This window comes from Umezawaea sp. Da 62-37, from assembly GCF_032460545.1.
GTDB lineage: Bacteria > Actinomycetota > Actinomycetes > Mycobacteriales > Pseudonocardiaceae > Umezawaea.
This window is the reverse complement of record NZ_CP135965.1, coordinates 3,637,767-3,660,525: the sequence shown is the minus strand read 5'-3', so window position 1 is coordinate 3,660,525 and position 22,759 is coordinate 3,637,767. Positions and strand designations below refer to the sequence as shown.

Annotated in this window: 24 protein-coding genes; 17 read left to right on the top strand and 7 right to left on the bottom strand. The window is 70.0% G+C overall.

The features are described from left to right. Positions 1 to 21 precede the first annotated feature (21 nt). From RM788_RS16070 to RM788_RS16060, 3 genes are all read right to left on the bottom strand, one after another. Positions 22 to 531 (bottom strand): phospholipase, encoded by a 510-nt coding sequence (locus RM788_RS16070; RefSeq protein WP_399343690.1) that lies wholly within the window; start codon positions 529 to 531, stop codon positions 22 to 24. Positions 532 to 787: 256 nt separating this feature from the next. Further along, positions 788 to 1,651: a MerR family transcriptional regulator gene (locus RM788_RS16065; protein WP_315932478.1), complete on the bottom strand. Its 864-nt coding sequence runs from the start codon at positions 1,649 to 1,651 to the stop codon at positions 788 to 790. Between the two features lie 62 nt (positions 1,652 to 1,713). Then, the gene (locus tag RM788_RS16060; RefSeq protein ID WP_315932477.1) at positions 1,714 to 2,214 is read right to left on the bottom strand and encodes an amino-acid N-acetyltransferase; all 501 of its coding nucleotides are present in this window, start codon (positions 2,212 to 2,214) and stop codon (positions 1,714 to 1,716) included. Between the two features lie 140 nt (positions 2,215 to 2,354). Between RM788_RS16060 and rimO the strand changes: the two genes are divergently transcribed. The 7 genes from rimO (at position 2,355) to RM788_RS16025 (ending at position 9,406) form a co-directional block, all read left to right on the top strand. Continuing rightward, positions 2,355 to 3,770, top strand: coding sequence for a 30S ribosomal protein S12 methylthiotransferase RimO (rimO, locus tag RM788_RS16055; RefSeq protein ID WP_399345011.1), 1,416 nt, complete (start codon positions 2,355 to 2,357; stop codon positions 3,768 to 3,770). Beyond that, complete coding sequence (pgsA, locus tag RM788_RS16050) at positions 3,767 to 4,372, top strand: CDP-diacylglycerol--glycerol-3-phosphate 3-phosphatidyltransferase (RefSeq protein WP_315932475.1); 606 nt, start codon at positions 3,767 to 3,769, stop codon at positions 4,370 to 4,372. Before rimO ends, pgsA begins: the two co-directional genes overlap by 4 nt. Then, positions 4,369 to 4,845, top strand: coding sequence for a CinA family protein (locus tag RM788_RS16045; protein WP_315932474.1), 477 nt, complete (start codon positions 4,369 to 4,371; stop codon positions 4,843 to 4,845). The genes pgsA and RM788_RS16045 overlap by 4 nt, the downstream gene beginning before the upstream one ends. 144 nt (positions 4,846 to 4,989) lie before the next feature. Beyond that, positions 4,990 to 5,409, top strand: a complete 420-nt coding sequence (locus RM788_RS16040) for a helix-turn-helix domain-containing protein (protein ID WP_315932473.1) — start codon at positions 4,990 to 4,992, stop codon at positions 5,407 to 5,409. Between the two features lie 316 nt (positions 5,410 to 5,725). Further along, positions 5,726 to 6,589: a PspA/IM30 family protein gene (locus RM788_RS16035; protein ID WP_315932472.1), complete on the top strand. Its 864-nt coding sequence runs from the start codon at positions 5,726 to 5,728 to the stop codon at positions 6,587 to 6,589. Between the two features lie 12 nt (positions 6,590 to 6,601). Then, positions 6,602 to 7,402, top strand: coding sequence for a phage shock envelope stress response protein PspM (locus tag RM788_RS16030; RefSeq protein ID WP_315932471.1), 801 nt, complete (start codon positions 6,602 to 6,604; stop codon positions 7,400 to 7,402). Positions 7,403 to 8,152: 750 nt separating this feature from the next. Further along, positions 8,153 to 9,406 carry a uracil-xanthine permease family protein gene (locus RM788_RS16025; RefSeq protein ID WP_315932470.1) on the top strand — a complete coding sequence of 418 codons (1,254 nt, stop codon included), beginning with the start codon at positions 8,153 to 8,155 and terminating at the stop codon, positions 9,404 to 9,406. Here RM788_RS16025 and RM788_RS16020 read toward each other — a convergent pair. Genes RM788_RS16020 through RM788_RS16005 form a run of 4 tightly spaced genes read right to left on the bottom strand, consistent with a single transcriptional unit; the run spans position 9,403 to position 12,748 of the window. Then, positions 9,403 to 10,425 carry a quinone-dependent dihydroorotate dehydrogenase gene (locus RM788_RS16020; RefSeq protein ID WP_315932469.1) on the bottom strand — a complete coding sequence of 341 codons (1,023 nt, stop codon included), beginning with the start codon at positions 10,423 to 10,425 and terminating at the stop codon, positions 9,403 to 9,405. The genes RM788_RS16025 and RM788_RS16020 overlap by 4 nt on opposite strands. 34 nt (positions 10,426 to 10,459) lie before the next feature. After that, positions 10,460 to 11,287: a DNA-formamidopyrimidine glycosylase family protein gene (locus RM788_RS16015; protein WP_315932468.1), complete on the bottom strand. Its 828-nt coding sequence runs from the start codon at positions 11,285 to 11,287 to the stop codon at positions 10,460 to 10,462. Then, entirely contained in the window at positions 11,274 to 11,909 is a 636-nt protein-coding gene (locus tag RM788_RS16010; protein ID WP_315932467.1) for a LysE family translocator, read from the bottom strand. The genes RM788_RS16015 and RM788_RS16010 overlap by 14 nt, the downstream gene beginning before the upstream one ends. Continuing rightward, positions 11,906 to 12,748, bottom strand: coding sequence for a ParA family protein (locus RM788_RS16005; RefSeq protein WP_315932466.1), 843 nt, complete (start codon positions 12,746 to 12,748; stop codon positions 11,906 to 11,908). The genes RM788_RS16010 and RM788_RS16005 overlap by 4 nt, the downstream gene beginning before the upstream one ends. A gap of 98 nt (positions 12,749 to 12,846) precedes the next feature. On the opposite strand from RM788_RS16005, the gene RM788_RS16000 reads away from it, so the two are divergent. From RM788_RS16000 to RM788_RS15955, 10 genes are all read left to right on the top strand, one after another. After that, complete coding sequence (locus RM788_RS16000) at positions 12,847 to 13,578, top strand: class I SAM-dependent methyltransferase (protein ID WP_315932465.1); 732 nt, start codon at positions 12,847 to 12,849, stop codon at positions 13,576 to 13,578. A gap of 95 nt (positions 13,579 to 13,673) precedes the next feature. After that, entirely contained in the window at positions 13,674 to 14,429 is a 756-nt protein-coding gene (locus RM788_RS15995; protein ID WP_315932464.1) for an RNA polymerase sigma factor, read from the top strand. Positions 14,430 to 14,626: 197 nt separating this feature from the next. Continuing rightward, positions 14,627 to 15,208, top strand: a complete 582-nt coding sequence (locus RM788_RS15990) for a sigma-70 family RNA polymerase sigma factor (RefSeq protein ID WP_315934645.1) — start codon at positions 14,627 to 14,629, stop codon at positions 15,206 to 15,208. Positions 15,209 to 15,657: 449 nt separating this feature from the next. Beyond that, a complete protein-coding gene (locus tag RM788_RS15985) occupies positions 15,658 to 16,389 on the top strand; it encodes an RNA polymerase sigma factor (protein ID WP_315932463.1) in 732 nt (243 codons plus the stop codon). Between the two features lie 198 nt (positions 16,390 to 16,587). Beyond that, the gene (locus tag RM788_RS15980; protein WP_399345008.1) at positions 16,588 to 17,160 is read left to right on the top strand and encodes a sigma-70 family RNA polymerase sigma factor; all 573 of its coding nucleotides are present in this window, start codon (positions 16,588 to 16,590) and stop codon (positions 17,158 to 17,160) included. Positions 17,161 to 17,684: 524 nt separating this feature from the next. Continuing rightward, positions 17,685 to 18,962, top strand: coding sequence for a DNA polymerase IV (locus tag RM788_RS15975; RefSeq protein ID WP_315934644.1), 1,278 nt, complete (start codon positions 17,685 to 17,687; stop codon positions 18,960 to 18,962). A 69-nt stretch (positions 18,963 to 19,031) separates the two neighbouring features. Continuing rightward, a complete protein-coding gene (locus tag RM788_RS15970) occupies positions 19,032 to 19,685 on the top strand; it encodes a Crp/Fnr family transcriptional regulator (RefSeq protein WP_315932461.1) in 654 nt (217 codons plus the stop codon). Between the two features lie 87 nt (positions 19,686 to 19,772). Further along, positions 19,773 to 20,084 carry a hypothetical protein gene (locus RM788_RS15965; RefSeq protein WP_315932460.1) on the top strand — a complete coding sequence of 104 codons (312 nt, stop codon included), beginning with the start codon at positions 19,773 to 19,775 and terminating at the stop codon, positions 20,082 to 20,084. 87 nt (positions 20,085 to 20,171) lie between these two features. Next, positions 20,172 to 20,762, top strand: coding sequence for a hypothetical protein (locus RM788_RS15960; protein WP_315932459.1), 591 nt, complete (start codon positions 20,172 to 20,174; stop codon positions 20,760 to 20,762). Between the two features lie 1,522 nt (positions 20,763 to 22,284). After that, complete coding sequence (locus RM788_RS15955; RefSeq protein ID WP_315932458.1) at positions 22,285 to 22,674, top strand: SCO2097 family morphological protein; 390 nt, start codon at positions 22,285 to 22,287, stop codon at positions 22,672 to 22,674. Positions 22,675 to 22,759: the final 85 nt, after the last annotated feature.

The following is a 22,759-nucleotide window of genomic DNA, read 5'->3' as shown; positions in this document are numbered from 1 at the left end:
GCGGCCCTCCCCGCCTGACGGCTACTTCGTCGCGAACGCGGCGGCCTTGGCCTCCACGCCGAACTTCGACACGGCGTCGGCGGTGCTCACCGAGCTGGCGCCGAACTCGCGCACGGCCGCGTAGTACAGGTCCGCGGTCCGGTTGCAGGCCCAGTTGCCCGCGCACTGGAAGTACATGTCGGACTTGAAGTTGTTGTCGATCCGCAGGCGGCTGGTCTCGTTGAACCGGCCCTGCTTCTTGTAGTTGCGGTACCCGAAGTCGTGGCGGTGGCACGCGGGCAGGAACTTGAACCCGAAGGGGTTGTCGGGCGACCACGAGCAGCCGTCGTCGGACCAGTCGAGCTGGTCGGCGTTCGGCTTCTGCGCCTTGAGGGCGCTGAACTGCGCCAGGGTCTTGCTGAACAGGTAGTTGTCCGTCGTCGCGGCGGCGTCGATGGCCTGGGCGGTACCGGCCCCGATGACCAACGCGAACACGGCGATGACCGCGGCGACGGTGTTGCGGGACGTGCGGCGCAGGGATGTCGCGAGCAAGGTGGTGCCCCCTTGTGAGTAGGTGTGACGTGGTTCATACCTCTACTCGGACCACCTATGTCACCCCTATACGACCGACGCCCGCGCAACTAGGGGTGAACTCCGCCGTCCGCCACGACAGGGGTTGGGAAACCCGGTGCGGGGAGCGTGCGAGCCGGACCCCTCAGCCGGCTCGACCGCCTTGGAACACCCGCACCGGGCAGGTTCCTGTGTCGTGGCTACTGACGCCCGGCGGGCCACGGGGTTGCGCCGGGGCTCACGACGGCGCTTCGTCGTGCTCGTCGCCGCGGTCCAGGAAGCGGCGGATCGCGGGTTCGTCGGGGACCTCGGTCGCCAGTTCGGGGTCGACGAGGCGTTCGGCGATGGGGACCGCCTCATCCGCCCAGGCCGGGTGGAAGTCGGCGCCGGGCAGGAGGCCGTGGCGCCGGGCGAAGTCCTCGGCGGCCTCGCGGATGGATTCGCGCAGGGTGCCGATGACGACGGTCTCGGCGGTGTAGGTGAGTTCGACGAGCAGGGCGCGGACGCGGTCGAGCTGGTCGTCGTCGCCCACCGCGAGCTGGGGCCAGAGCTTGCGCTCGAAGATCTCGACGAACTCGGCGGCGATGGTGCCCGTCTCGGCGCGCAGCAGCTCGAACTTGTCCATCACGTCGTCGCTCGGCAACCCGATGCCGGTCAGCCGGTTGCCCGCCTCCAGCGCCCACCGCCTGCAGTGCGGCCACCCGTGCCGCCAGCGGACCAGGCCGAGCTGCGCGGCGCGGCGGAGCACGGCGGGGCGGAGGTCGCCGAGCGGGACGAGCCTGCTGATGTCGCGGACGCGGATGCGCACCCAGTCGTCGGGGCCCTCCGCGTCGCCGACGCCGAGCACCGCGGCGACGCTGGCCCCCTTCTCGCGGGCCGCGACGAGCTCGGCGATGGCGGGCAGCGAGAAGCCCCTGGTCTGCAGGCGCTGCACGAGCGTCAGCCGTTCGAGGTGGGTGGAGTCGTAGTGCGCGATGCGGCCCTGCCTGCGCGGCGGGTGCAGCACGCCCTTGGTCTGGTACATGCGGATGGTGCTGCTGGGCAGGCCCGCGCGGGCCGCCAGTTCGTCGACGGTGAGCTGGTCGGCGGTGGGTGAGGACACGCCTCAATCCTGCGCGCCTCGGACTCGCACAGTCAAGACTCTTCTAGTGTTCATTCGAATGGTTAGAGGTGGAGCAGCATCCTCGAGTTGCCCAGCGTGTTCGGCTTCACGTAGGAGAGGTCGAGGAACTCCGCGACGCCCTCGTCGACCGACCGCCGGATCTCCTCGTAGACCTCCGGCGACACCGGGGTGCCGTCGATCTCGACGAAACCGTGACGGGCGAAGAAGTCCGTCTCGAACGTCAGCACGAAGATGCGCGACAGCTCCAGCTCGCGCGCCACGGCCACCAGCTGGGCGACCACCAGGTGCCCGAGCCCCTGCCCCAACGCGAGCGGGTCGACCGCCACCGTCCGGATCTCGGCCAGGTCCTCCCACAGCACGTGCAGCGCGCCGCACCCGCGCACCACGCCGTCGACCTCGGCCACCCAGAACTCCTGCACGTCCTCGTACAGCGTGACCAGGGGTTTCGCCAACAGCACCTTCCCGACGTACTGGTCGACCAGTGCCTTCATCGCCCGCACGTCGCTGGTGCGGGCCCTTCGCACGACAACACCGCTGCTCACGATCGCTGAATTTAGTGCCGCGCCGGAAATCCGCTGACGTCACGTGGCCCACGGGTGTGGCGGGAGTGAATTCAAGCCAACGCACCCCGGCCGGTTACGCTGGGCCCGTGTCCACTCCCACCACGTCCAAGCGCGTCGCCATGCTCACTCTCGGGTGCGCCCGCAACGAGGTCGACTCGGAAGAACTCGCCGGTCGGCTGACGAGCGGCGGGTGGGAGCTGGTCGACACCGACGGCGGTGGCGCCGACGTCGTGGTGGTCAACACCTGCGGTTTCGTCGAGTCCGCGAAGAAGGACTCCATCGACACGCTGCTGGCCGCGTCCGACAGCGGCGCGAAGGTCGTCGCGGTCGGGTGCATGGCCGAGCGGTACGGCGCGGAGCTGGCCGCCAGCCTGCCCGAGGCCGACGCGGTGCTGGGCTTCGACCACTACGCCGACCTGGCCGAGCGCCTGGACGACGTGGCCGCGGGCCGTTCGATCGAGTCGCACAAGCCGGTCGACCGCCGCACGCTGCTGCCGCTCACACCGGTGCAGCGCCCCGCGGCCGCCGCCAAGGACGACGTGCAGGTGCCCGGCCACGGCTGGGGCCCGACGAAGGTCATGCGCAAGCGCCTGGACTCCGCTCCGGTGGCGCCGCTGAAGATCGCGTCCGGCTGCGACCGCCGCTGCTCGTTCTGCGCCATCCCCTCGTTCCGCGGCGCGTTCGTGTCGCGCCACCCCGACGAGGTCGTGGCCGAGGCGCGCTGGCTGGCCGAGCAGGGCGTGCGCGAGCTGTTCCTGGTGAGCGAGAACTCCACCTCCTACGGCAAGGACCTGCCGCGCGAGCTGGGCGGCGGGAGCGCGCTGGACGTGCTGCTGCCCCGGCTCGCGGAGATCGAGGGCATCGACCGGGTCCGGGTGTCCTACCTCCAGCCCGCCGAGACGAAACCGGGTCTGGTCAGGACGATCGCCACGACACCCGGCGTCGCGCAGTACTTCGACATGTCGTTCCAGCACTCCAGCGAGTCCGTGCTGCGCCGGATGCGCCGGTTCGGGTCCACGGACTCGTTCCTCGGCCTGATCAAGCAGATCCGCGAGCTGGCGCCCGAGGCGGGCATCCGCAGCAACGTGATCGTCGGCTTCCCCGGCGAGACCGAGGAGGACGTGGCCGAGCTGGAGCGCTTCCTCTCCGAGGGCATGCTCGACGCGGTGGGCGTGTTCGGCTACTCCGACGAGGACGGCACGGAGGCCGAGGACCTGCCCGACAAGCTCGACGCCGACACGATCACCGCCCGCGTGACCCGGCTGACCGCGCTGGTGGAGCAGCTCACCACCCAGCGCGCGGAGGACCGCGTCGGGCAGGAGGTGGTGGTGCTCGTCGAGCACGAGGAGGACGAGGAGTCCGACTGCGTCGGCCGCGCGGCCCACCAGGCGCCCGAGGTCGACGGCGAATGCGTGATCATGGACGCCGAGGGCCTCAAGGTCGGCGACATGGTGCGCTGCCTGGTCGACTCCTCCGAGGGCGTGGACCTGGTCTGCACCCCGCTCGAGGTCCTCCCGCGCGGCGGCCCCCGATGACCGACGTGGGCGGCGACCCGTCCACACCGACACCGGTGCCGCTGCTGAACATCGCGAACATCCTCACCGTGTCGCGGCTGGTCCTGGTACCGGTGTTCCTGGCGGCCCTGTTCGCCGAGGACGGGCACCAGACGTCGTGGCGGCTGGCCGCGTTCGGCGTGTTCGCCGTGGCGTCGTTCACCGACCACGTGGACGGCAACCTCGCCCGCAAGCACGGCCTGATCACCGACTTCGGCAAGATCGCCGACCCGATCGCGGACAAGGCCCTCACGGGGGCCGCGCTGGTCGGGCTGAGCCTGCTCGGCGAGCTGCCGTGGTGGGTGACGGTGCTCATCGCCGTCCGCGAGATCGGCGTCACGCTGCTGCGGTTCTGGGTCATCCGGCACGGCGTCATCCCGGCCAGCCGGGGCGGCAAGGCGAAGACGCTCGTCCAGATCCTCGCCATCGGCCTCTACGTGCTGCCGCTGCCGTCGTTCCTGACGCCGGTGGCCACCGTGCTGATGGGCGCGGCCGTGGTGCTGACCGTCGTCACCGGTGTCGACTACGTGATCCGCGCGGTGCGGCTGCGCGCCCGCGGCCGCCGGGCCGTGGCGGGCGCGTGACCGACCCGGCCGCCGTCGTGGCGCTGCTGCGGGAACGCGGCCGGACCGTCGCGACCGCCGAGTCCCTGACCGCGGGCATGGTCACGGCCGCCCTGACGTTCGTGCCGGGCGCCAGCGCCGTCGTGCGCGGCGGGCTGGTCGTCTACGCGACCGACCTCAAGCACTCGCTCGCGGGCGTGGACGAGGCCCTGCTGGCCGCGCACGGCGCCGTGCACCCCGAAGTGGCCCGCCAACTGGCCGAAGGGGCGCGGACGTGCTGCGGCGCCGACTGGGGGCTCGGGCTGACCGGAGTGGCCGGGCCGGGCCCGCAGGACGGCGTCGAACCCGGCACCGTGCACATCGGGTTGTCCGATGGGGACAGGACCGAGGTCCGATCGATGACTCTGGGTGGCGACCGTCACGAGGTGCGCGCCAAGTGCGTCGACGCCGCGCTCGCCCTGCTGCTGGAGGCCCTGACCAGCACTTCCGGGTGAACTCGCGGCGAAAGTCGGTGACCGCGCCGGGAACTCGCGGGCCTCGCCACTCGTTCGCCCTTGGCGGACGTGTCCCGAAGTAACTGCCCGTTGTCCGGGTGTATCGGTAACGTGGGGGCACGGCCGGCCGGAAGGAGGCGCGCGATGACCGTGCTGCTACGCGAGGCGATCGGTGATCGGCTCCGCCATGCCCGCACCACCCAACGCCGCACGCTGCGCGAGGTCTCCAGGACCGCCCGTGTCAGCCTGGGGTACCTGTCCGAGGTGGAGCGTGGCCGCAAAGAGGCTTCCAGCGAACTGCTGGCCGCCATTTGCGAGGCGTTGGACCTGCCCCTGTCCGAACTACTGAACCGGGTCGCCAGCGACATGGGCGCCCTGGAGCCGGTGACCAGTCCGGCGGCGCTCACCAAGCGCCCCGAGCCCGCCAAGGCGAGCTTGGAGGCAGGTACCCTGGTGCCCGCGGTGGTCGGCAACGACCTGTCCGACCTGCGGCTCCAGCCAGTGCTCAGCCACCGGTTGTCCACTTCGATCAGTCCACCGCGGGGTGCCGTGGTGGCGGCCTGATCCACACCAGCGATCACAGCGCCGAGTCGGGAACACCCCTGCTCGGCGCTGTCGCGTACAACGAGTTGGCCACGCCGAGCGGGGGTTGCCGACCATCCCCGCACGCGACGAGGCAGGATTGACCCGCCGACGACGAAAGTCGCAGGGGTGGTCTCAGGGTGATCCCGGAGATCTCCCCGTGTCGGTGGAAGCAGCGCGGAACAACTGACACGATGGAACCAACACCGGCACCGGGTCGTTGCCAGAGGTCTGATTGTCGGCTCCGCCGATGGACACGAGCGCGAGCCAGGAAGTACGGAGAAGGCAGGCGTAGGAGATGGCCAACCCTTTCGTGAAGGCGTGGAAGTACTTCATGGCGTCGTTCTCGTCGAAGATCGACGAGCACGCCGACCCCAAGGTGCAGATCCAGCAGGCCATCGAGGAGGCGCAGCGGCAGCACCAGGCGCTGTCGCAGCAGGCCGCCGCGGTCATCGGCAACCAGCGCCAGCTTGAGATGAAGCTGAACCGCCAGCTCGGCGAGGTCGAGAAGCTCCAGTCGTCCGCGCGCCAGGCGCTGGTGCTGGCCGATGAGGCCAGGGCCAAGGGCGACGAGAAGAAGGCCACCGAGTTCGAGAACGCGGCGACCATGTTCGCCACGCAGCTCGTCACGGCCGAGCAGGGCATCGAGGACCTCAAGACGCTGCACGACCAGTCGCTCCAGGCCGCCGGCCAGGCGAAGCAGGCCGTCGAGCGCAACGCGATGGTGCTCCAGACCAAGCTCGCCGAGCGCACCAAGCTGCTCAGCCAGCTGGAGCAGGCCAAGATGCAGGAGCAGGTCTCCTCGTCGCTGCGCCAGATGTCCGAGCTGGCCGCACCCGGCAACACCCCCTCGCTGGACGAGGTCCGCGACAAGATCGAGAAGCGGTACACCACCGCCCTCGGCTCCGCGGAGCTGGCGCAGAACTCCGTGCAGGGCCGCATGCTGGAGGTCCAGCAGTCGACCACGCAGATGGCGGGCTCGTCCCGCCTGGAGCAGATCCGCGCCTCCATGGGCGGCGGCAAGGTCGCGGGCGAGGTGACCAGCGGCGCGTCCAACAGCGCGGCCGCGGGCATCCAGCAGGAGATCGCCGCACGCGTGCAGCAGCAGTCGCAGCAGACCCAGAAGTTGCCGCAGCAGAACCCGCCCGCAAGCCAGGGCTGACCGGGGACGTCGATGAGCAGCTACCCGATGGGGCCCCGCAAGAAAACGCCAGGCGAGATAGCCCAGATCGTCAGCGGCCAACTGCAGGGCCCCGTCGCGGACCAGGTCCGTCGACGGCTCGAGAACTGGAACAACCCGGTCGCCAAGCTCGACCGCCGCCACCGGCGCGCGGGTCGGATCATGACCGTGTGGTTCAGCCTCCTGGCCGTCCTCAGCGTGATCGGCCTGTTCACGTTCCTTGGTGTCTTCCCCGTCGCGGTGGGGGTGGGCGCGGCGATCGGCGGAGCCGTCTTCGGAGTCCTGGCGATCCGGACCGGCGGCAAGATGCGCCAGATCAGCGCCGCGAAGCAGAAGCTGGCGTTGACCGCACCACCGGTGAAGGCGCCCCTGCCCGCTCGCGGGTCGGTCGCCAGGCTGCCGATGGAACGGTTGGACGAGGCCGAGGCGACCCTGGGGGAGCTGCTCCGGCAGCTGGACTCGCCCTCGTTGACGTCAGTGCCGTCGGAGTCGGTGTTGCAGGCTCGGGCTACGAGCTTCGAGGCCGCTGCCGCCATCCGGTCGGTGTCGGCGCAGTTGCAGGCGGTCGAACGGGCTCGGGACACCGCGCCCCCGTTGAACCGGGGACCGCTGGTGGAGGGCGTTCGGCGGCTGCGGGAGCAGTTGGACGAAGGTGTGGACGGGTACTGCGTGCTGGTCGGGGCTGCGGGGAACGCGCTGGCGGCCAGCACTGCGGTGGATCACCGGCATGCGTTGAACGACGCGACTGATCATCTGGCGGGGCTGGCTTCGGCTTTGAGGGATCTTTCCGGTTGAGGTTGGGCGCTGACTTGAGCGTTGCGGTTGGTTGGGCTTGGCCCAGGTGCTGCGCTCGGTCGGGTCTTGCTTGAGCACTATGTGCGGCCGGATGTGACTTGAGCAGTGTGTTGCTGCGCCGTCGTGCTGTGGCCGATTTGACTTGGGGACCCCTATTTTTGGGCCTCGGCGGTCTAAAAGGGCAGGTGGTGAAGCTCCTGCCCGCCGCCGCAAGTGTAGGCCCAAAAACCCCAAGTAAAATCGGCCACGTCCCGTAGCCCTCGTCCCACCTTCGCAGGTCAAACGGCATGTGGACGTGGCCCGCCGAGGTTGAGGCTGGGCTTGAGGCTTGGGCCTTGGAGCTTGAAAGCCGATTGCCTGCCTGGGGTCATGTGCTCGGCCACCGTTGTCATCACCTACAGCGATACCGCTTTTAGCTTTGGCCCCTCGAACCCACCGTCAGTGACCCCACCCTGACCCGCTGGCGCCAGCGCATCCCGACCGCGACCCAGCCCAGCCACCTCCCGCACCCCGCAGAACGAATGATCCACAACCCGGTAGGCTGATACCCCCTCATCGGCTCGGGGCCATCTGCCCCAACCCCTTGCATCACGTTGAGTAGTCAAGTTGCGCTCTGGGCGTGGTCTGGTGGGCAATCCTTAGTGCCTTCGTGTGATTATCAGACCGTTATATAGCCTCAATGGCTACGTGGCGTGGCAGGATTCCAAGGTCGGACAGGGGCGTTCGACGGAGCTGCCGGGAGGGCATTGAGTGGCGTTGTGGACCGTGCGCGGCGATGGTCGGATCTCCGACGGTGACGCCGTGGCAGCGCAGGAGCGGTTGAGCTGGCCGCTCACCGTCGGCTTCGGGGTCCAGCACCTGGTGGCGATGATCAGTGCCACCCTCCTCGTACCCGCGGTCACCGGCCTGCCCGTCAGCACGACCCTCCTGTTCTCCGGTGTCGGCACGCTGCTGTTCCTCCTGCTGACCCGCAACCGGGTGCCCAGTTACCTCGGTGCGTCGTTCGCGTTCATCGCGCCGCTGGTGGCCGCGCGCGAAGAGGGCACCGCCGCGCAGTTGGGCGGGGTGCTGTCGGCCGGGCTGCTGGTGATCGTGGTGGGCATCGCGGTGAAGGCGCTCGGGGTGCGGTTGATCGACTCGGTGATGCCGCCGGTCGTGAGCGGTGCCGTGGTGATCCTGATCGGGCTCAACCTGTCGCACTCGGCGACCGAGCCGTTCTCGGAGCAGCCGCTGCTGGCCGCTGTGACGATGGGGTTGATCCTGCTCGGCGGGATCCTCGGTCGTGGGCTGGTGTTCCGGTTGTCCGTGCTGTTCGGCGTGCTCGTCGGGTGGGGGCTGGGCGGGCTGCTGGGGTTCATCGCGGATGAGCGGGTGCAGTCGTTGAGGACTGCCGCGTGGGTGGGGTTGCCGGACTTCCGGATGCCCGAGGTGCGGCCGTCGGTGACGTTGATGTTCCTGCCGGTCGTGATCGTGCTGGTCGCGGAGAACGTCGGTCACGTGAAGGCGGTGGCGACGCTGACCGGGCGGGACCTGGACGGCAGCATCGGCGACTCGATCATCGCGAACGGCCTGTCCACGCTGCTGGCGGGTCTTGGTGGTGGCAGCGGCACGACGACGTACTCCGAGAACATCGGGGTGATGGCCGTGACGAAGGTCTACTCGACGGCCGCGTGCGCGTTCGCCGCGTGCGGGGTGGTGCTGCTGGCGTTCTCGCCGAAGTTCACCGCCGCGCTGGCGACGATCCCGCCGGGTGTGCTCGGTGGCGCGACCCTCGTGCTGTACGGCCTGATCGGGCTGATCGGCGTCCGCATCTGGATGGACAACAAGGTCGACCTCACCAACCCGGCCAACGCCATGGTCGGCGGCGCCGCGCTCGTGGCGGGCGTCGGCGACCTCACCATGAAGCTCGGTGACATGGAGCTGGGCGGGTTGGTGTGGGGATCGCTGCTGATCGTCATCCTGCACCCGGTGATGCGCTGGCTCCGGGCCGCCAGAACGCCCTAGGCGCGCAGTGCCTTGCCGATCTCCCGGATCAACCCCGGCCCCCGGTAGATGAACCCCGTGTAGACCTGGAGCAGGTCGGCGCCCGCGTCGATCATCCGGCGGGCGTCGTCGGGGCCGGAGATGCCGCCGACGCCGATGATCGGCAGCTTGCCGCCGGTCTCCTTGCTCACGAACGCGACCACCTCACGAGCCCGCTCGGTGAGCGGCCGCCCGCTCAGACCGCCTGCCTCGCCCGCGAGGACCTGGTCGGACGCGGCCAGGCCGTCCCGGCCCAGCGTGGTGTTGGTGGCGATGAGCCCGCTGACCTCGTACCGGGCGCACACCTCGAGGAGTTCGGCGATGGCGCCGTCGGTCAGGTCCGGGGCGATCTTCACCAGGATCGGCTTGCGGGTACCGCCGCGCGCGAGTCCGGTCGCGGTGGCGGTCAGCTCGCCCAGCAGTTCGGTCAACGCCTCCCGGTCCTGGAGGCCGCGCAGCCCCGGCGTGTTCGGGGAGCTGATGTTCACGGCGAAGTAGTCGCCGTGCCGGTACAGGGCGCGCAGGGAGGCGCAGTAGTCCTCCACGGCGTCCTCGACCGGGGTGACCTTCGACTTGCCGATGCTGACGCCCAACGGGATCCGCAGCGGGCCAAGGCGTTCCAGGCGGGCCGCGAGCGCTTGCGCGCCCGCGTTGTTGAAGCCCATCCGGTTGATGATCGCCTCGCTCTCGCGGAGCCGGAACAGCCGCGGGCGGGGGTTGCCGGGCTGCGGGTGCCGGGTGACCGTGCCGACCTCGACGAACCCGAACCCGAGCGCGGCCCACGCGGGCAGCGCGCGGCCGTCCTTGTCCATGCCCGCGGCGAGGCCGACGCGGTTCGGGAAGCGGACGCCGAACGCGGTGTGCTCGTCGCGGACCCCGGTGCCGAACCGCAGCGCCGGGCCGACCCGTGCGAGCACGCCGAGGGTGGTCTCGTGGACCCGCTCCGCGTCCCCGCCGTGCATGCGGAACAACGCCTTGCGAACCACGCGCTCGTAGAGCACCGAACAACCTCCCGGAGTAGACGTCCGGGTAACCCTACCTGCGGGAATCGGGTGGTCCGGCCACCGACCGCGAGGGCGTCGGCTGGCACCTCGGGCACCAGTAGGAGATCCGAGCCCGGTGGTCGTCGCCCTGCGTCGCCACCTCGATCCGGGTGCCGCACCGCCTGCACGGCTTGCCGCCGCGCTCGAACACCCAGTGCTGCCTGCCCCGTCCCAGCTGGCCGGTCGTGCTCTGCTCCGGGTGCCACGCGTTGGCCAGCAGCAGCTTGCGCGCCAGCCGCACGGCGTCGGCCGGGTCGATCGACGACACCGGCGCCCACGGGGAGGCGTGCAGCAGGAAGCACACCTCGGCCTTGTAGAGGTTGCCCACGCCCGCCATGACCCGCTGGTCCAGCAGCGCCGGGCCCAGTTCGCGGTCCGGGTCGGCGGCCAGGTTCCGCGCCGCCTCGGCCGCGCCGGCGTCGGACCAGTCGACGCCCAGCAGGTCCGGGCCGAGGTGGCCGACCAGCCGGTCCTCCTGGGACGTGGGCACGAGTTCCAGGTCGTGCAGCGCGAACCCGATGGCGAACCGGTCCTCGACCTCCAGGACCGCCCGCACCTGGTGCGCGGGCCGCTGCCACTTCTGGCCCGGCCGGTACAGGTGCCACGCGCCGTCCATCCGGAAGTGGCTGTGCAGGCTCAGCCCGCCGGAGAACCGGGTGAACAGGTGCTTGCCGACCGGGTGCACGCCGAGCACCGTGCGGCCCGTCAGGTCGTTCGTGACGAGCCTGGGGTGCCGCAGCTCGGCCCGGAGCAGCGTCCTCCCGGCCAGCGCCTCGTCGAGGCGCTGGCCGGCGAGGAAGACCGTGTCACCCTCGGGCACTGCCGGCGAACGCCACTTTCACACCGAAACCGACGAGCACGGTCGCCGTGAGCCGCTCGGTCCACAGCCGCACCCGCGGCCTGGCCAGCACGACGGCCGCGCGGCCCGCGAGCCCCACGACGACGAGTTGCCAGATCTGCCCCACGACGACGTGGATGCCCACCAGCAGCACCGCCCAACCCGACGCGCCGGTGTCGATCGGGAGGAACTGGGGGAGCAGGCTCAGGTAGAACACGCCGATCTTGGGGTTGAGCACGTTCGTGGTGAAGCCGATCCGCAGCGCCTGGAGCGGCGTGGTCCGCCGCGCGGGGGCCGCGTCCTCGACCACCCGGCCGCGCCACGACCTCCACAGCGCCGAGCCGCCCAGCCACAGCAGGTACAGAGCGCCCGCCCACCGCAGCACGTCGTAGGCGAACCGGGAGGCGACCAGCAGCGCCGTGAGGCCCGCGACGCTCGCCGCGCCCCACACCAGGCAGCCCAGCGTGGTGCCGAAACCACCGAACACGCCCGCCCGGCGACCGCCGTCGAGCACCATGCGCAGCAGCATCAGGGTGTCCAGGCCGGGGGTGATCGTCAGCAGGACGGCGGTGGCGGTGAAGGCGAGCAGGGCGGCCGTGCTCACGCGTCGACCGCCTCCTGGATCTCCTCGTCGTCGAAGTCCTGGTGCACCGCGCGGCGGCGGCTGCGGCTGACCCGCAGCACCCGCGCGAGCAGCAGGTTGAACGCCAGCGCGACCTCGCGGGCGCCCGGCGTGCCCCACTCGTGGATCGGCATGCACGCGCCCTGGGCCTGCTGGACGGCCAACCGGTCCGGCAGCGCGACCGGCATCACCAGCGGTCCGAAGATGTCGCGCAGCTCCTCGATGCGGAACTGGTGCTCGTGCGAGCGCGGCCTGACCCGGTTCACCACGACGCCCAGCGGTTGCAGGTCGGCGTTGTTCTCCCGCTCGTTCTGCACCGCCTCGAACGCCCGCTGCACGCCCGCGACCGCGAACATGGTCGGCTCGGTGATCAGCAGCGCGCGGTCCGCGGCGACCAGCGCCGAGCGGGTCAGCTGCCCCAGCGACGGCGGGCAGTCGAGCAGCACGAGCTGGTACGGGTAGTCGTCGTCGCGTTCCTTGATCACGTTCAGCGCTTCGCGCAGCCTGCCCAACCGGCTCTGGTTGGGGTCGGGGTGGTTCAGCGACTCCGCGTCCTCGGAGCCGGCGAGGACGTCGACGCCCTCCCCCCACGTGCTCGGCGCGATCGCCCTCTCCAGCACCTCGAGCGTGGGTTCCCGCAGGACGTCGTAGATGGACGCCTCGGTCTCGGCGGGTTCCAGGGTCGACGTGGCGTTGCACTGCGGATCCAGATCGATCACCAGCGTCCGCACGCCACGGCGGAGCGCGGCCGAGGCGAGACCGAGCGCCACCGTCGTCTTGCCCACGCCACCCTTGAGGCTCAGCACTGCGACCGTATGCACGGTGTGCAGCCTACGGTCTTTACCAGATCAGACCAGACCTCCGTCGACGCCCGGCGGTCGACGCGAACTGTCGGTACCACGCTCTACGCTCTACGACCATGCGACCGGACGCTGTGCACAGGGTGCTCGACGCCGAGCTGATCGCCGCGCGCGAGCGCCGGGGCGGCGAACCGCCCAGGGTGCTCGACGTCGGTGGCGGCACGGGTGTGTGGGCCGTGCCCCTCGCCGTGGCGGGCTGCTCGGTGACGGTGATCGAGCCGAGCCCCAACGCGCTGGCGATGCTGCACCGCCGCGCGCGCGAGGCGGGCGTGCTGGACCGCATCACGGCGATCCAGGGCGACACGGACGCGCTCGGCGACCTGGCCGCCGAGGGCGAGGCCGACCTGGTGCTCGGGCACGGGCTGCTGGAGATCGTGGACGACGCCGTGGTGGCCGCCGCGGCCCTCGGCGCCGCCGCCGCCCCTGGTGGCGCGGTGTCCGTGCTCGTGGCGAACCGGTTCGCGGCCGTGCTGCACCGGGCCATCGCGGGCCGCCTGGTCGACGCGCGCAGGCTGCTCGACGACGCCGCGGGCCAGCTGGCCGGGACCAACGACCCGCTGCTGCGCCGGTTCGACATCGCGGGCCTGGAGGCGCTGGTGCTCGGCGCCGGGCTGAAGGTCGAGCTGCTCCAGGGCTACGGCGTGGTGTCCGACCTCGTGCCGGGGGCCGTGCTGGAGTCGAACCCCGGTGCCGCGGAGGCGCTCGCGGAGCTGGAACTGGCGGCCGCGACGCGATCTCCGCTGCGCGACGTGGCGGCGCGACTCCACGTGATGGCCCGTCGCCCGGCGTGACGAAAATTTTCTTTTGCGAATCTTGTGAGGAAAGTGTTATTCGACGACATTGGTACCAGTGAAGGCAGTGGACGTGTCTACGTAGGGATCGGTGGATGGGTTTTCGCGAGGGTCCCGACGGACCGGGCGACCCGGTTTTAGGGGAACTCTCCACCCACGACGTCGACCAGTACTTCCGATCGGGCGCGGACGACGCGCACCGGGTCCGGGTGGACATGCTCCTGCACCAGCACTTCCGCGAACGCGGACTCACCGGTGGGGTGTCCCAGATGGTCCTGAACCAGCTGCTCGGCTACGGGCTGGAGTTCGTCAAGGGCCTGGTGCGCTCCGGCGGGATCTTCGCCAGCTCGGGCAAGAACGGCTGGGGCGTCATGCGGCAGCAGGTGCCGCACGACGACGTCGAGGACCTGTCCAGCGAGGTCGTCTGGGACGGCTTCGAGATGTTCCGCGACCGCGGGCTGATCGGCGGCCGCTGGTCGCCCTACGACGGCCTGTCGCTCAAGCAGTACTACTCGAACGCCTGCGTCCTGAGCTTCCCCAACACCTACCGCAGGTGGCAGCGGGGCAGGCGGGACTGGGCGGACGTGGAGCTGATGGACGCGTGGTCGACGGTCGACCAGCTGCACGGCGACCCGTCGGCCGAGGACACCGTGGTCACGCAGGCGGTGCTGGATTCACTGTTCAAGCACATCGGGCACGGCGACGGCGCGCTGCTGGAGCTCGTGCGCGGCGGGTACAGCCCAGCCGAGATCGGAGAGTTGATGCGGCTCAAGCCCCACACCGTGGAGGTCCGCATCTCGCGGGCGCGCGCGGTGGCCCGTCGTTACCTCAGCCGTGAAGGAGGTCTGTGATGTCGTCGTCGATCGACGTGACCGCCGAGCGGCACCGCAGGATCGTGGACGGGGAGTCCACCGTCGACGGCTCCTCCCTGGGTGAGGTCGGCGCGGCGAGCCTCGCCAAGCGCGCCCGCGGCAGCAAGCTCGACGAACTGGTCGCCCGCGCGGCGACGGTCAAGATCGTGCCCGCCGCGGAGCCCTCGATCGCCGTGCTGTCCGCGCGCCCGGACGACCTGGCCGCGGAGGTCGCGCTGGCCATCAGCGGCGACCGGCCCGCCGTGGAGCGCCTGCTCGGCTCGATCCGCCCGCTCGTGGTCCGCTACTGCCGGGCCCGCATCGGCCGTCAGGAGCGCTCGTTCGCCTCGGCGGACGACGTCGCCCAGGAGGTCTGCCTCGGCGTGCTGACCGCCATGCCGTCCTACCGCGACCAGGGGCGTCCGTTCCTGGCGTTCGTGTACGGCATCGCCGCGCACAAGGTCGCCGACTCGCACCGGGCGTCGGCCCGCAACCGCTCCGAGCCCGTCCCGGACGTGCCGGACGGTCCCGAGCAGGAGGCCGGTCCCGAGCAGCGCGCCATGCGCGGCGAGCTGTCGCGCGAGATGGCGTCGCTGCTGAAGGTGCTCCCCGACAAGCAGCGCGAGATCCTGCTGCTGCGGATCGTCGTCGGCCTGTCCGCCGAGGAGACCGCCGAGGCCGTCGGTTCCACTCCGGGAGCCGTGCGCGTCGCCCAGCACCGCGCCCTCACCCGCCTGCGCAAGGTGCTCAGCCCCGAGGACGTGCTGGACCGCGGGTGACCCGCCACCGCTCTGCGGGAGGCGGGTATCGCACCGCGTCCCGGTATTGAGTTCAATTCACTCTTTCGGGTGGTTCTCGGTCACGCATAACGTTGTTGCGCATTGTCGGACGCCCATCCCGGTGATGGATAGGGGCACAATCCGCACAAGTGCGGAACCTTATAGCAATCCATGTCGCACAATGGCATACTGCTGATGCGCTTCTGGTCAAAGCGTGCGCCCGTATGAGGACGATGTAGTTTCGATACCTGCCAGTCTCGGCTTCGTGTTCTGATGGCGCACGCCCGTTTCACCCCTGTACGCATTTGATTCCCCTATAGGTGCATTTGCGTGTGGAAATCCAGTGAGTTTGGTCTTCTCCTGCGACATGTCATAGGTGAAGGCGGAAACATCATCAACGTTGGGACATGTCGATGGGTGGTCTTCTCGAGGAGCCTCGAGAGCCGGGAGTGGACCTGTCGCTCTTGGCGGAGCTGGCCGTCCACGACGTAGCGGACTACCTTGCGCCGGACATGGGCGAAGAGCGGCGGCTCGCGACGGATGTGCAGCTCCATCAGCACTTCCGTGAGAACGGGGTTTCCGGTGCGGTTTCGGAACGCCTCTTCCACCAGCTTCTCGGATACGGGCTGGGTTTTGTTACCGCACTCGTCCGGTCGGGGGCCATCTTCGCCGCGGTCCGCAAACGCGGTTGGGCGGTCAAGCAGCAGGAAGTGCCGCATTTCGAAGTGGACGAGCTGGTGAGCGATGTCGTGCTCGACGGTTTCGGGATGTTCTGCGACATCGGAGTCGAGAAGGGTGGCTGGTCTCCGCACGACGGCGGTCTGCCATTGAAGGTGTACTACATCAACGCGTGCCTCCTGAGCTTTCCGAACCGGTACCGGAAGTGGCAGAGGGGCAGGCGCGACTGGGCGGGCCTCGAACTGATGGAGGCCTGGTCGAACGTGGACCGCTTGTTCACCGAGCGCTCCGCCGAGGACGTGGTCGTCGCGCACGCGGTGGTGGACTCGCTGTTCAAGCACATGGGGGAGAACGACAGAGCTCTCCTCGCGCTCGTGCAGGACGGCTACACGGCCGCGGAGATCGGCGACATCCTGCGGATCAAGACGCACGCCGCGGAGGTCCGCATCTCCAGGGCGCGCGCGACGGCTCGCCGGTACCTGAACCGTGATGGGGGGCAGTAGTTGATGGTGGACGTGGAAGACATCTCGAGCGGTAGGCACCGACGTCTGGTCGACGTCGAGGGGGCGGTGGTCGACTCGTCGTTGGGGACTTCGGGCGCCGCTCGCCTGGCCGAACGCGGCCGCGGCCCGGTGCTCGACGCGCTGGTGGCGCGGGCCGCGGGCAAGGCCGTACCCGCACCGGAACCGTCCGCGGCGGTGCTGTCCGCCCGCCCGGACGACCTCTCGGGGGTGGTCACCCTGGCCATGGCAGGCAACCGACAGGCGGTCGAGCGACTGCTGACGTCGATCCGCCCGCTGGTGGTCCGGTACTGCCGGGCCAGGATCGGGCGGCAGGAGCGCTCGTTCGCCTCGGCGGACGACGTGGCCCAGGAGGTCTGCGTGGGCGTGCTGACCGCGCTGCCCACCTACCGCGACCAGGGGCGCCCGTTCCTGGCGTTCGTGTACGGCATCGCCGCGCACAAGGTCGCCGACGCCCACCGCGCCTCGGCCCGGAACCGCTCCGAACCGGTGTCCGACGTTCCGGACGCCCCGGAAACCGAGGCGGGTCCGGAACTGCTGGCCATGCGCGGCGAGCTTTCCCGTGAAATGGCCACCCTCCTGAAGGTGCTGCCGGACAAGCAGCGGGAAATCCTCCTGCTGCGGATCGTCGTGGGCCTTTCCGCGGAGGAGACCGCGCAGGCGATCGGTTCCACTCCTGGCGCGGTCAGGGTCGCCCAGCACCGCGCGCTGACGAAACTGCGGAAGACCATGTCTCCCGACCAGATGAGGTGAACACAGCAGTTGTCCCTTTGGTCGGCGTAGGACCGCGAAATGCGGTCAATGCCTCTATCGGGTGATCGTCACACTTTCTTCGAGGACGATTCGGCGAACAACGCGACTTCTCCTCGCGCAAGGACAACGGCAACCGCGGTTCATCGCGGTTGCCGTTGGCGTATCCGCGTTGTGCGGATCCAGATCTTCTATGCAGCTCAATCTGGTACTAGCAATGCTTGCAACTACCAGTTCGTGAGCGATTGGTAAGTCAGGTGACTTCACTTCCGGATTCGTCGACTCCGGTCGATCGGCTTTTCCGGTCGGCGACTCCCGTGCGGCCGAACGGTGTGGCTCCCGTCGGTTACGACAATTCCCAACTAGTTCCGCTTCGCCGTGGTTTTTTATCGCCGATGAACTTCCGGTGGGCCGCGATGTCGACGTGATTCGAATTGTTCACCTGATCGAGCACCGGTCCGAGCGCCGGGCACACCACTTGGGCTAGACTCTCGAACTACTGTTCGATCGACGCGACGAGGTGGGTGTTGGGGCGGAGCGCGAACCTGCCGCGCGGCCTGGTCGAGCGCTTCGTCGCGCGGGACGGGCGGTGGCCGGACGACACCGGGTGCCCGATGCTGCACGTCGACATGGACGCGTTCTACGCGGCCGTGGAGATCAGGGAGCGTCCTGAGCTGCGGCACAAGCCCGTGGTGGTCGGCGGCGTCGGCAACCGCGGAGTCGTCTCGTCGGCGAACTACATCGCCCGCGAGTTCGGCGTGCGGTCGGCGATGCCGACGGCGCACGCCCGCAGGCTCGCGCCGCACGCGGTGTTCCTGCCGCCCAGCTTCGGGCTGTACCAGGAGACCTCGCGCGGGGTGATGGCGATCTTCCGCGACATCTCGCCGCTGGTCGAGCCGCTCAGCCTGGACGAGGCGTTCATCGACGTCAGCGGCGCGCTCCGGCGGATGGGCGCGACGTCGGGGGCGATCGCCGCGTTGATCAGGACGCAGGTCGAACAGGCGTACGGCATCACCTGCTCGGTGGGGGTGGCGCCGACGAAGTTCCTGGCGAAGCTCGCGTCCGGCATGTGCAAGCCGGACGGGTTCATGGTCGTGCCGAAGGTGTCGGTGCTCGACTTCCTGCACCCGCTGCCGGTGTCCGCGCTGTGGGGCGTGGGCAAGCGGACCGCCGAGCAGCTCGACCGGGTAGGGCTGGAGACGGTCGGTGACATCGCCGCGACCTCGTTGCCGAGGCTGCGCAAGGTCCTCGGCGTCGCGCTGGCCGAACACCTGCACGCCCTGGCGCAGGGCCACGACGACCGGCCCGTGGTGCCGGAGTCGAAGGAGAAGTCCATCGGCGCCGAGGAGACGTTCGAGGTCGACCACTTCGACCGCGACCTGCTCAAGCGGGAGCTGCTGAGGCTGTCCGAGCGGTCCGCGAGCCAGCTGCGCGCCAAGGGGCTGCGCAGCCGGACGGTGTCGATCAAGGTGCGGTTCTCGGACTTCTCCACGATCACCAGGTCCCGCACGCTGCGCGTGCCGACGGACCTCACGCACGAGGTGTACGCGACGGCGTGCACGCTGCTCGACGACCACGTGCCCGAAGGAGCCGTGCGGCTCATCGGGGTGCGGCTGGAGCAGCTCGTGGAGGACGAGAGCGGCGAGCAGTTGATGTTCGACGCCCCCGAACGCGGGTGGCGCGAAGCCGAGCAGGCGGCTGACCAGGCCCGGTCGAAGTTCGGCCTCGGCGCCGTCCAGCCCGCCTCGCTGCTGGGGGCCCAACCCCGCCGTTCCGGCGTGACCGAGCCGAAACCGGACCGCTGACCCGTCCGTTCGGGTTGCGAATGGTCCGATTCGGTGCGTTTCCGGTGATCATCGGTGCAGGCTGTGGGCATGGAATCCGAGGTGGCGCGCTTCTGGGGACTGCTCGAACCCGCCGGGCACGCGTTGCTGGAGTCCGCGGGCAACGTCCGGGGGTACGAGACCGGTGCCGTGATCTGCCACCAGGGCGAGCCGTCGCAGCACGTCTTCGTCGTGCGCAGCGGGCTGTTCCGGGTCACCGCCACGTCGTCGAGCGGGAACGAGAAGGTGCTGGCGGTGCGCGGGCCGGGCGACATCGTGGGGGAGCGGTCCGCGGTGGACGGACTGCCGCGCTCGGCGACCGTGCGCGCACTGGGGCAGGCGTCCGCGCTGGTCGTGCAGCCGCTGCGGTTCACCGAGCTGTGCAAGCGGCAGCCGCACATCGCCTGGGCCGTGCTGACCGTCGTGGTGTCGCGGCAGCGCGACGCCGACCGGCAGCGGATCCAGTTCAGCGGCACCGCAACCCAGCGCGTGGCCGCCGTGCTGCTCGACGTGGCACTGCACCGCGGGGTCGGGTCCGCGGGCGCGGTCGCGTTGAGCCAGGAGGAGTTGGCCAGCACCGCGGGCACGTCCCGCGAATCGCTCGTCCGGGTCCTGCGGCTGCTGCGCGAGCAGGGCATCGTGAGCACGGGCAGGCGGCGCATCGACATCCTCGCGCCCGACCGCCTCTACGAACTGGTCGGCTGACCTCGTCCTTCTGGGGCACCTGACGCGGAACGACCCCCGAAACCCCACTACAAACAGGGGAGTCATCCAAGTAGGGGGTCCAACGACATGAACAGGCAACTGATCGAAAGGCTGGCCACCAGCGTCGTCTTCACCGCCGTCCAAGCGGGGGCCATGGCCGTGATCCTGGTGCGACCGCAGGTTTCCAGCCTGCTGGCCGCGGCCACGGCGTTCGTCATGGCGGGGGCGCTGGTGGCGGTGCACGACGCGTGGAGCGACGTCCGGGCGGCTCGGCGCGAGGCTCGTCAGCCCGTCGCGCAATCCGACGCGCGGTCGGGTGGGCAGTTCGACGAGCAGCCCGCCGGGCTTCCCGGAGGGCTTTCCGGGGCTACCCAGGAACAGGACCTTGTCAAGTCGTGACCCCCGAGTTGTCCACAACCCGGAGGGTTGTCCACAGATCGACCGGACCCGGTGGACCGAGGGGTGGGTCCGGTCGATCGTGGACACATGCGCCACACGAACCGAACGCTGATCGACCTCGACGCCCTCGTCACGCTGTTCCACCACGGCATCGCCAAGGCCCACGACCTGCTCCACCTGGGGCTGCCGACCGCGCTGCTGCACGACCGCTGCCGTCCCGGCGGCCCCTGGCAGCACCTGCTGCCGGGCATCCTGCTCCTCACGCCCGCCCGCCCGTCCAGACCGCAACGCATCCAGGCCGCGCTCACCTACGCCGGTGACCAAGCGCTCGTGACCGGCCTGGACGCCCTGCACCTGCACGGCATCCACACCATCCCCGCCACCGGCCCCATCCACGTGCTGGTCCCCCGGCACCACCAACCGGACATCCCGGCCGACCTGCTGATCACCCGCACCCGAACCATGCCGAAACCCACGCTGCGCAAGTCCTTCCTCACCGCCCCACCCGCACGAGCCCTGTCCGACGCCGCCCACCACCTCTCCCCCCGAGCCCTCACCCCGCTGCTGGCCGAGGCGCTCAAATCCGGCGTGTCCCCAACCGGCCTCCACACCCGCGGCAGCCCATCCCTGACCGCCGCCCTCGCCACCCCGCCCATCCCCGAACAGCGCGGCCGGTAACCCGCCTCCAGCCTGGCCAGCCCTGCTCGGCCCGGCTCGGCTCGGCCCGGCTCGGCTCGGCTCGGACCAGCCCAGACCAGTCCGGCCCAGACCGGCCCAGACCAGTCCGGCCCAGTTCGGCCCAGTTCGGCCCAGTTCGGCCCAGTCCCGGCCGGGCCAGCCCAGGCCGGGTCGGCCGGGTCTGGCCGGGCCGGGGCCTTGGTCACCCTGTCCATTCCGATCCGCGTCGCCGCTAGCCCGCCCCAAGTCCAGGTCTGGATGGGGCCCTAGCCACTCTGTCCATCCCGCACTGGGCCGCCGCTATTCGCCCCAGGCCTGCCCGGACGGGGCCCTGGCCACCCCGTCTATTCCGATCCGCGCTGCCGCTAACCCACCCCCAGTCCAGCCCACCCCCAGCCCAGCCCAGGCTTGGCCCTGCCCTGGCCTGGCCTGGCCCGGCCCGGCCACCCTGATCCGCGCCGCCGCTAACCCGCCCTCAGTCCAGGCCTGGCCGGGGGCAGGCCGGAGGTGGGGTGGCAGTCGTTTGGGGTCCGGCGACCTTCGGGAATCCGGCAGTCCTTCGGAACTCGGTGGTCGTCCGGAATCCGGCGGTCATTCGGGACTCGGGTGGTAGTCCGGGGCCCGGTGGTCCTTCGGGAACTCGGCGGTCCTCCGGGACCCGGCAGTCCGCCGGAACCCAGCGGTTCGGCCGTTGTCCAGGGCCCGGTGGCTTGGCGGCGTGGTGGGTCGGTGGTGCTCCGGAACTCGGCGGCTCGACCTGATCCGGCGATCTGCTCGTGGCTCACCGGCGTGCTCCGCCGCTTCCGCCGCACTCGAACAGCGAGGTGATTCCCCTGCCGCCGTAGCCCAGATCTCAAGTCCGCGGTGTCCCAACCCCCGACCGTTTGCTCACTCGGAGCGGCCCACCTCTGACAGGTCGCTCCGGGCCCCGCCCTCCGGTCTTGTCGCCATCGACCAGTCCCGGTTGGGCGGGGCAGGACCGTGGTCTGGTGGTTCGCCCTGCGCGCCCGAGGGCGACCGGCTCCTGACCGCCGTTCCCGTCCCGGCCGGCCGCCGCAAACCGTGCGGCTGTCGGCAGTCGACTTGGCCGTCCGGAGGGGCCGAGGAAGGTGGATTCGGTGCCTTCGGGCCCCTCCGGTAGGGGTTGTGGGCGCGGGAAGGTGGTTCGACGATCAAATTTTTTTCGGGACCTGGCGTGATACCGCCATCAGGGTGACCGGCACGCCGAAGTCCGGTAGTCGTACCCGTTGGGCGGTTTTCGCGGCTTCAGAAGGGCTGCACCTGCAAGAATGCGGTTACGAGCCGTTCCGGTAGGGGGCCTGTGCGTCACCTCACGGGGGTCTGACCATTGACCCGTGAGGATGATGGTGACAGAACCAACCGCTTGAGGGCCCAGACTGGGTAGTCGCCGGGCTCTGCGGATCGTATCCTGGGGGATGACGCCCCCAAGGGGGGCGTCCGCCGGGACCGGCGGCAACCGTGAACACCCGGCGCCCGCGACCGCTGTGCCGGAGGAGGAGCCATGCCACTCTCCGAGCACGAGCAGCGACTGCTCGACCAGATCGAGCGCGCGCTCTACGCCGAGGACCCGAAGTTCGCTTCTACTGTGCGCGGCGCCAAGCTGCGCAAGCCGTCCCGACGGCGTCGTATCCAGGGCATCGCTTTGTTCGCCGTGGGTGTGGCGTTGCTGGTCACGGGTGTGATGTTGCCGAAGCTCGCTGGTATCCCGGTGGTGAGCGTGGTCGGCTTCCTGCTGATGTTCTTCGGCGTGTTGCTCACCCTGACGACCCTTCGTCGCGGTGATCAAGGTGCCGAGGAGTCGGATCAGGAAGGCAGTCGACCCAGCCGCAGCCGCAGCTCGTTCTCACAAAAGATGGAAGAACGTTTCCGTCGACGCTTCGAGGACGAGTAGAACTCCGAACCGAAGATCCAGCACCGCGGCCTGCCCCTTGGGGTGGGTCGCGGTGTTTTTTGCGTGTGGGGGTGGGGTGGTCGCC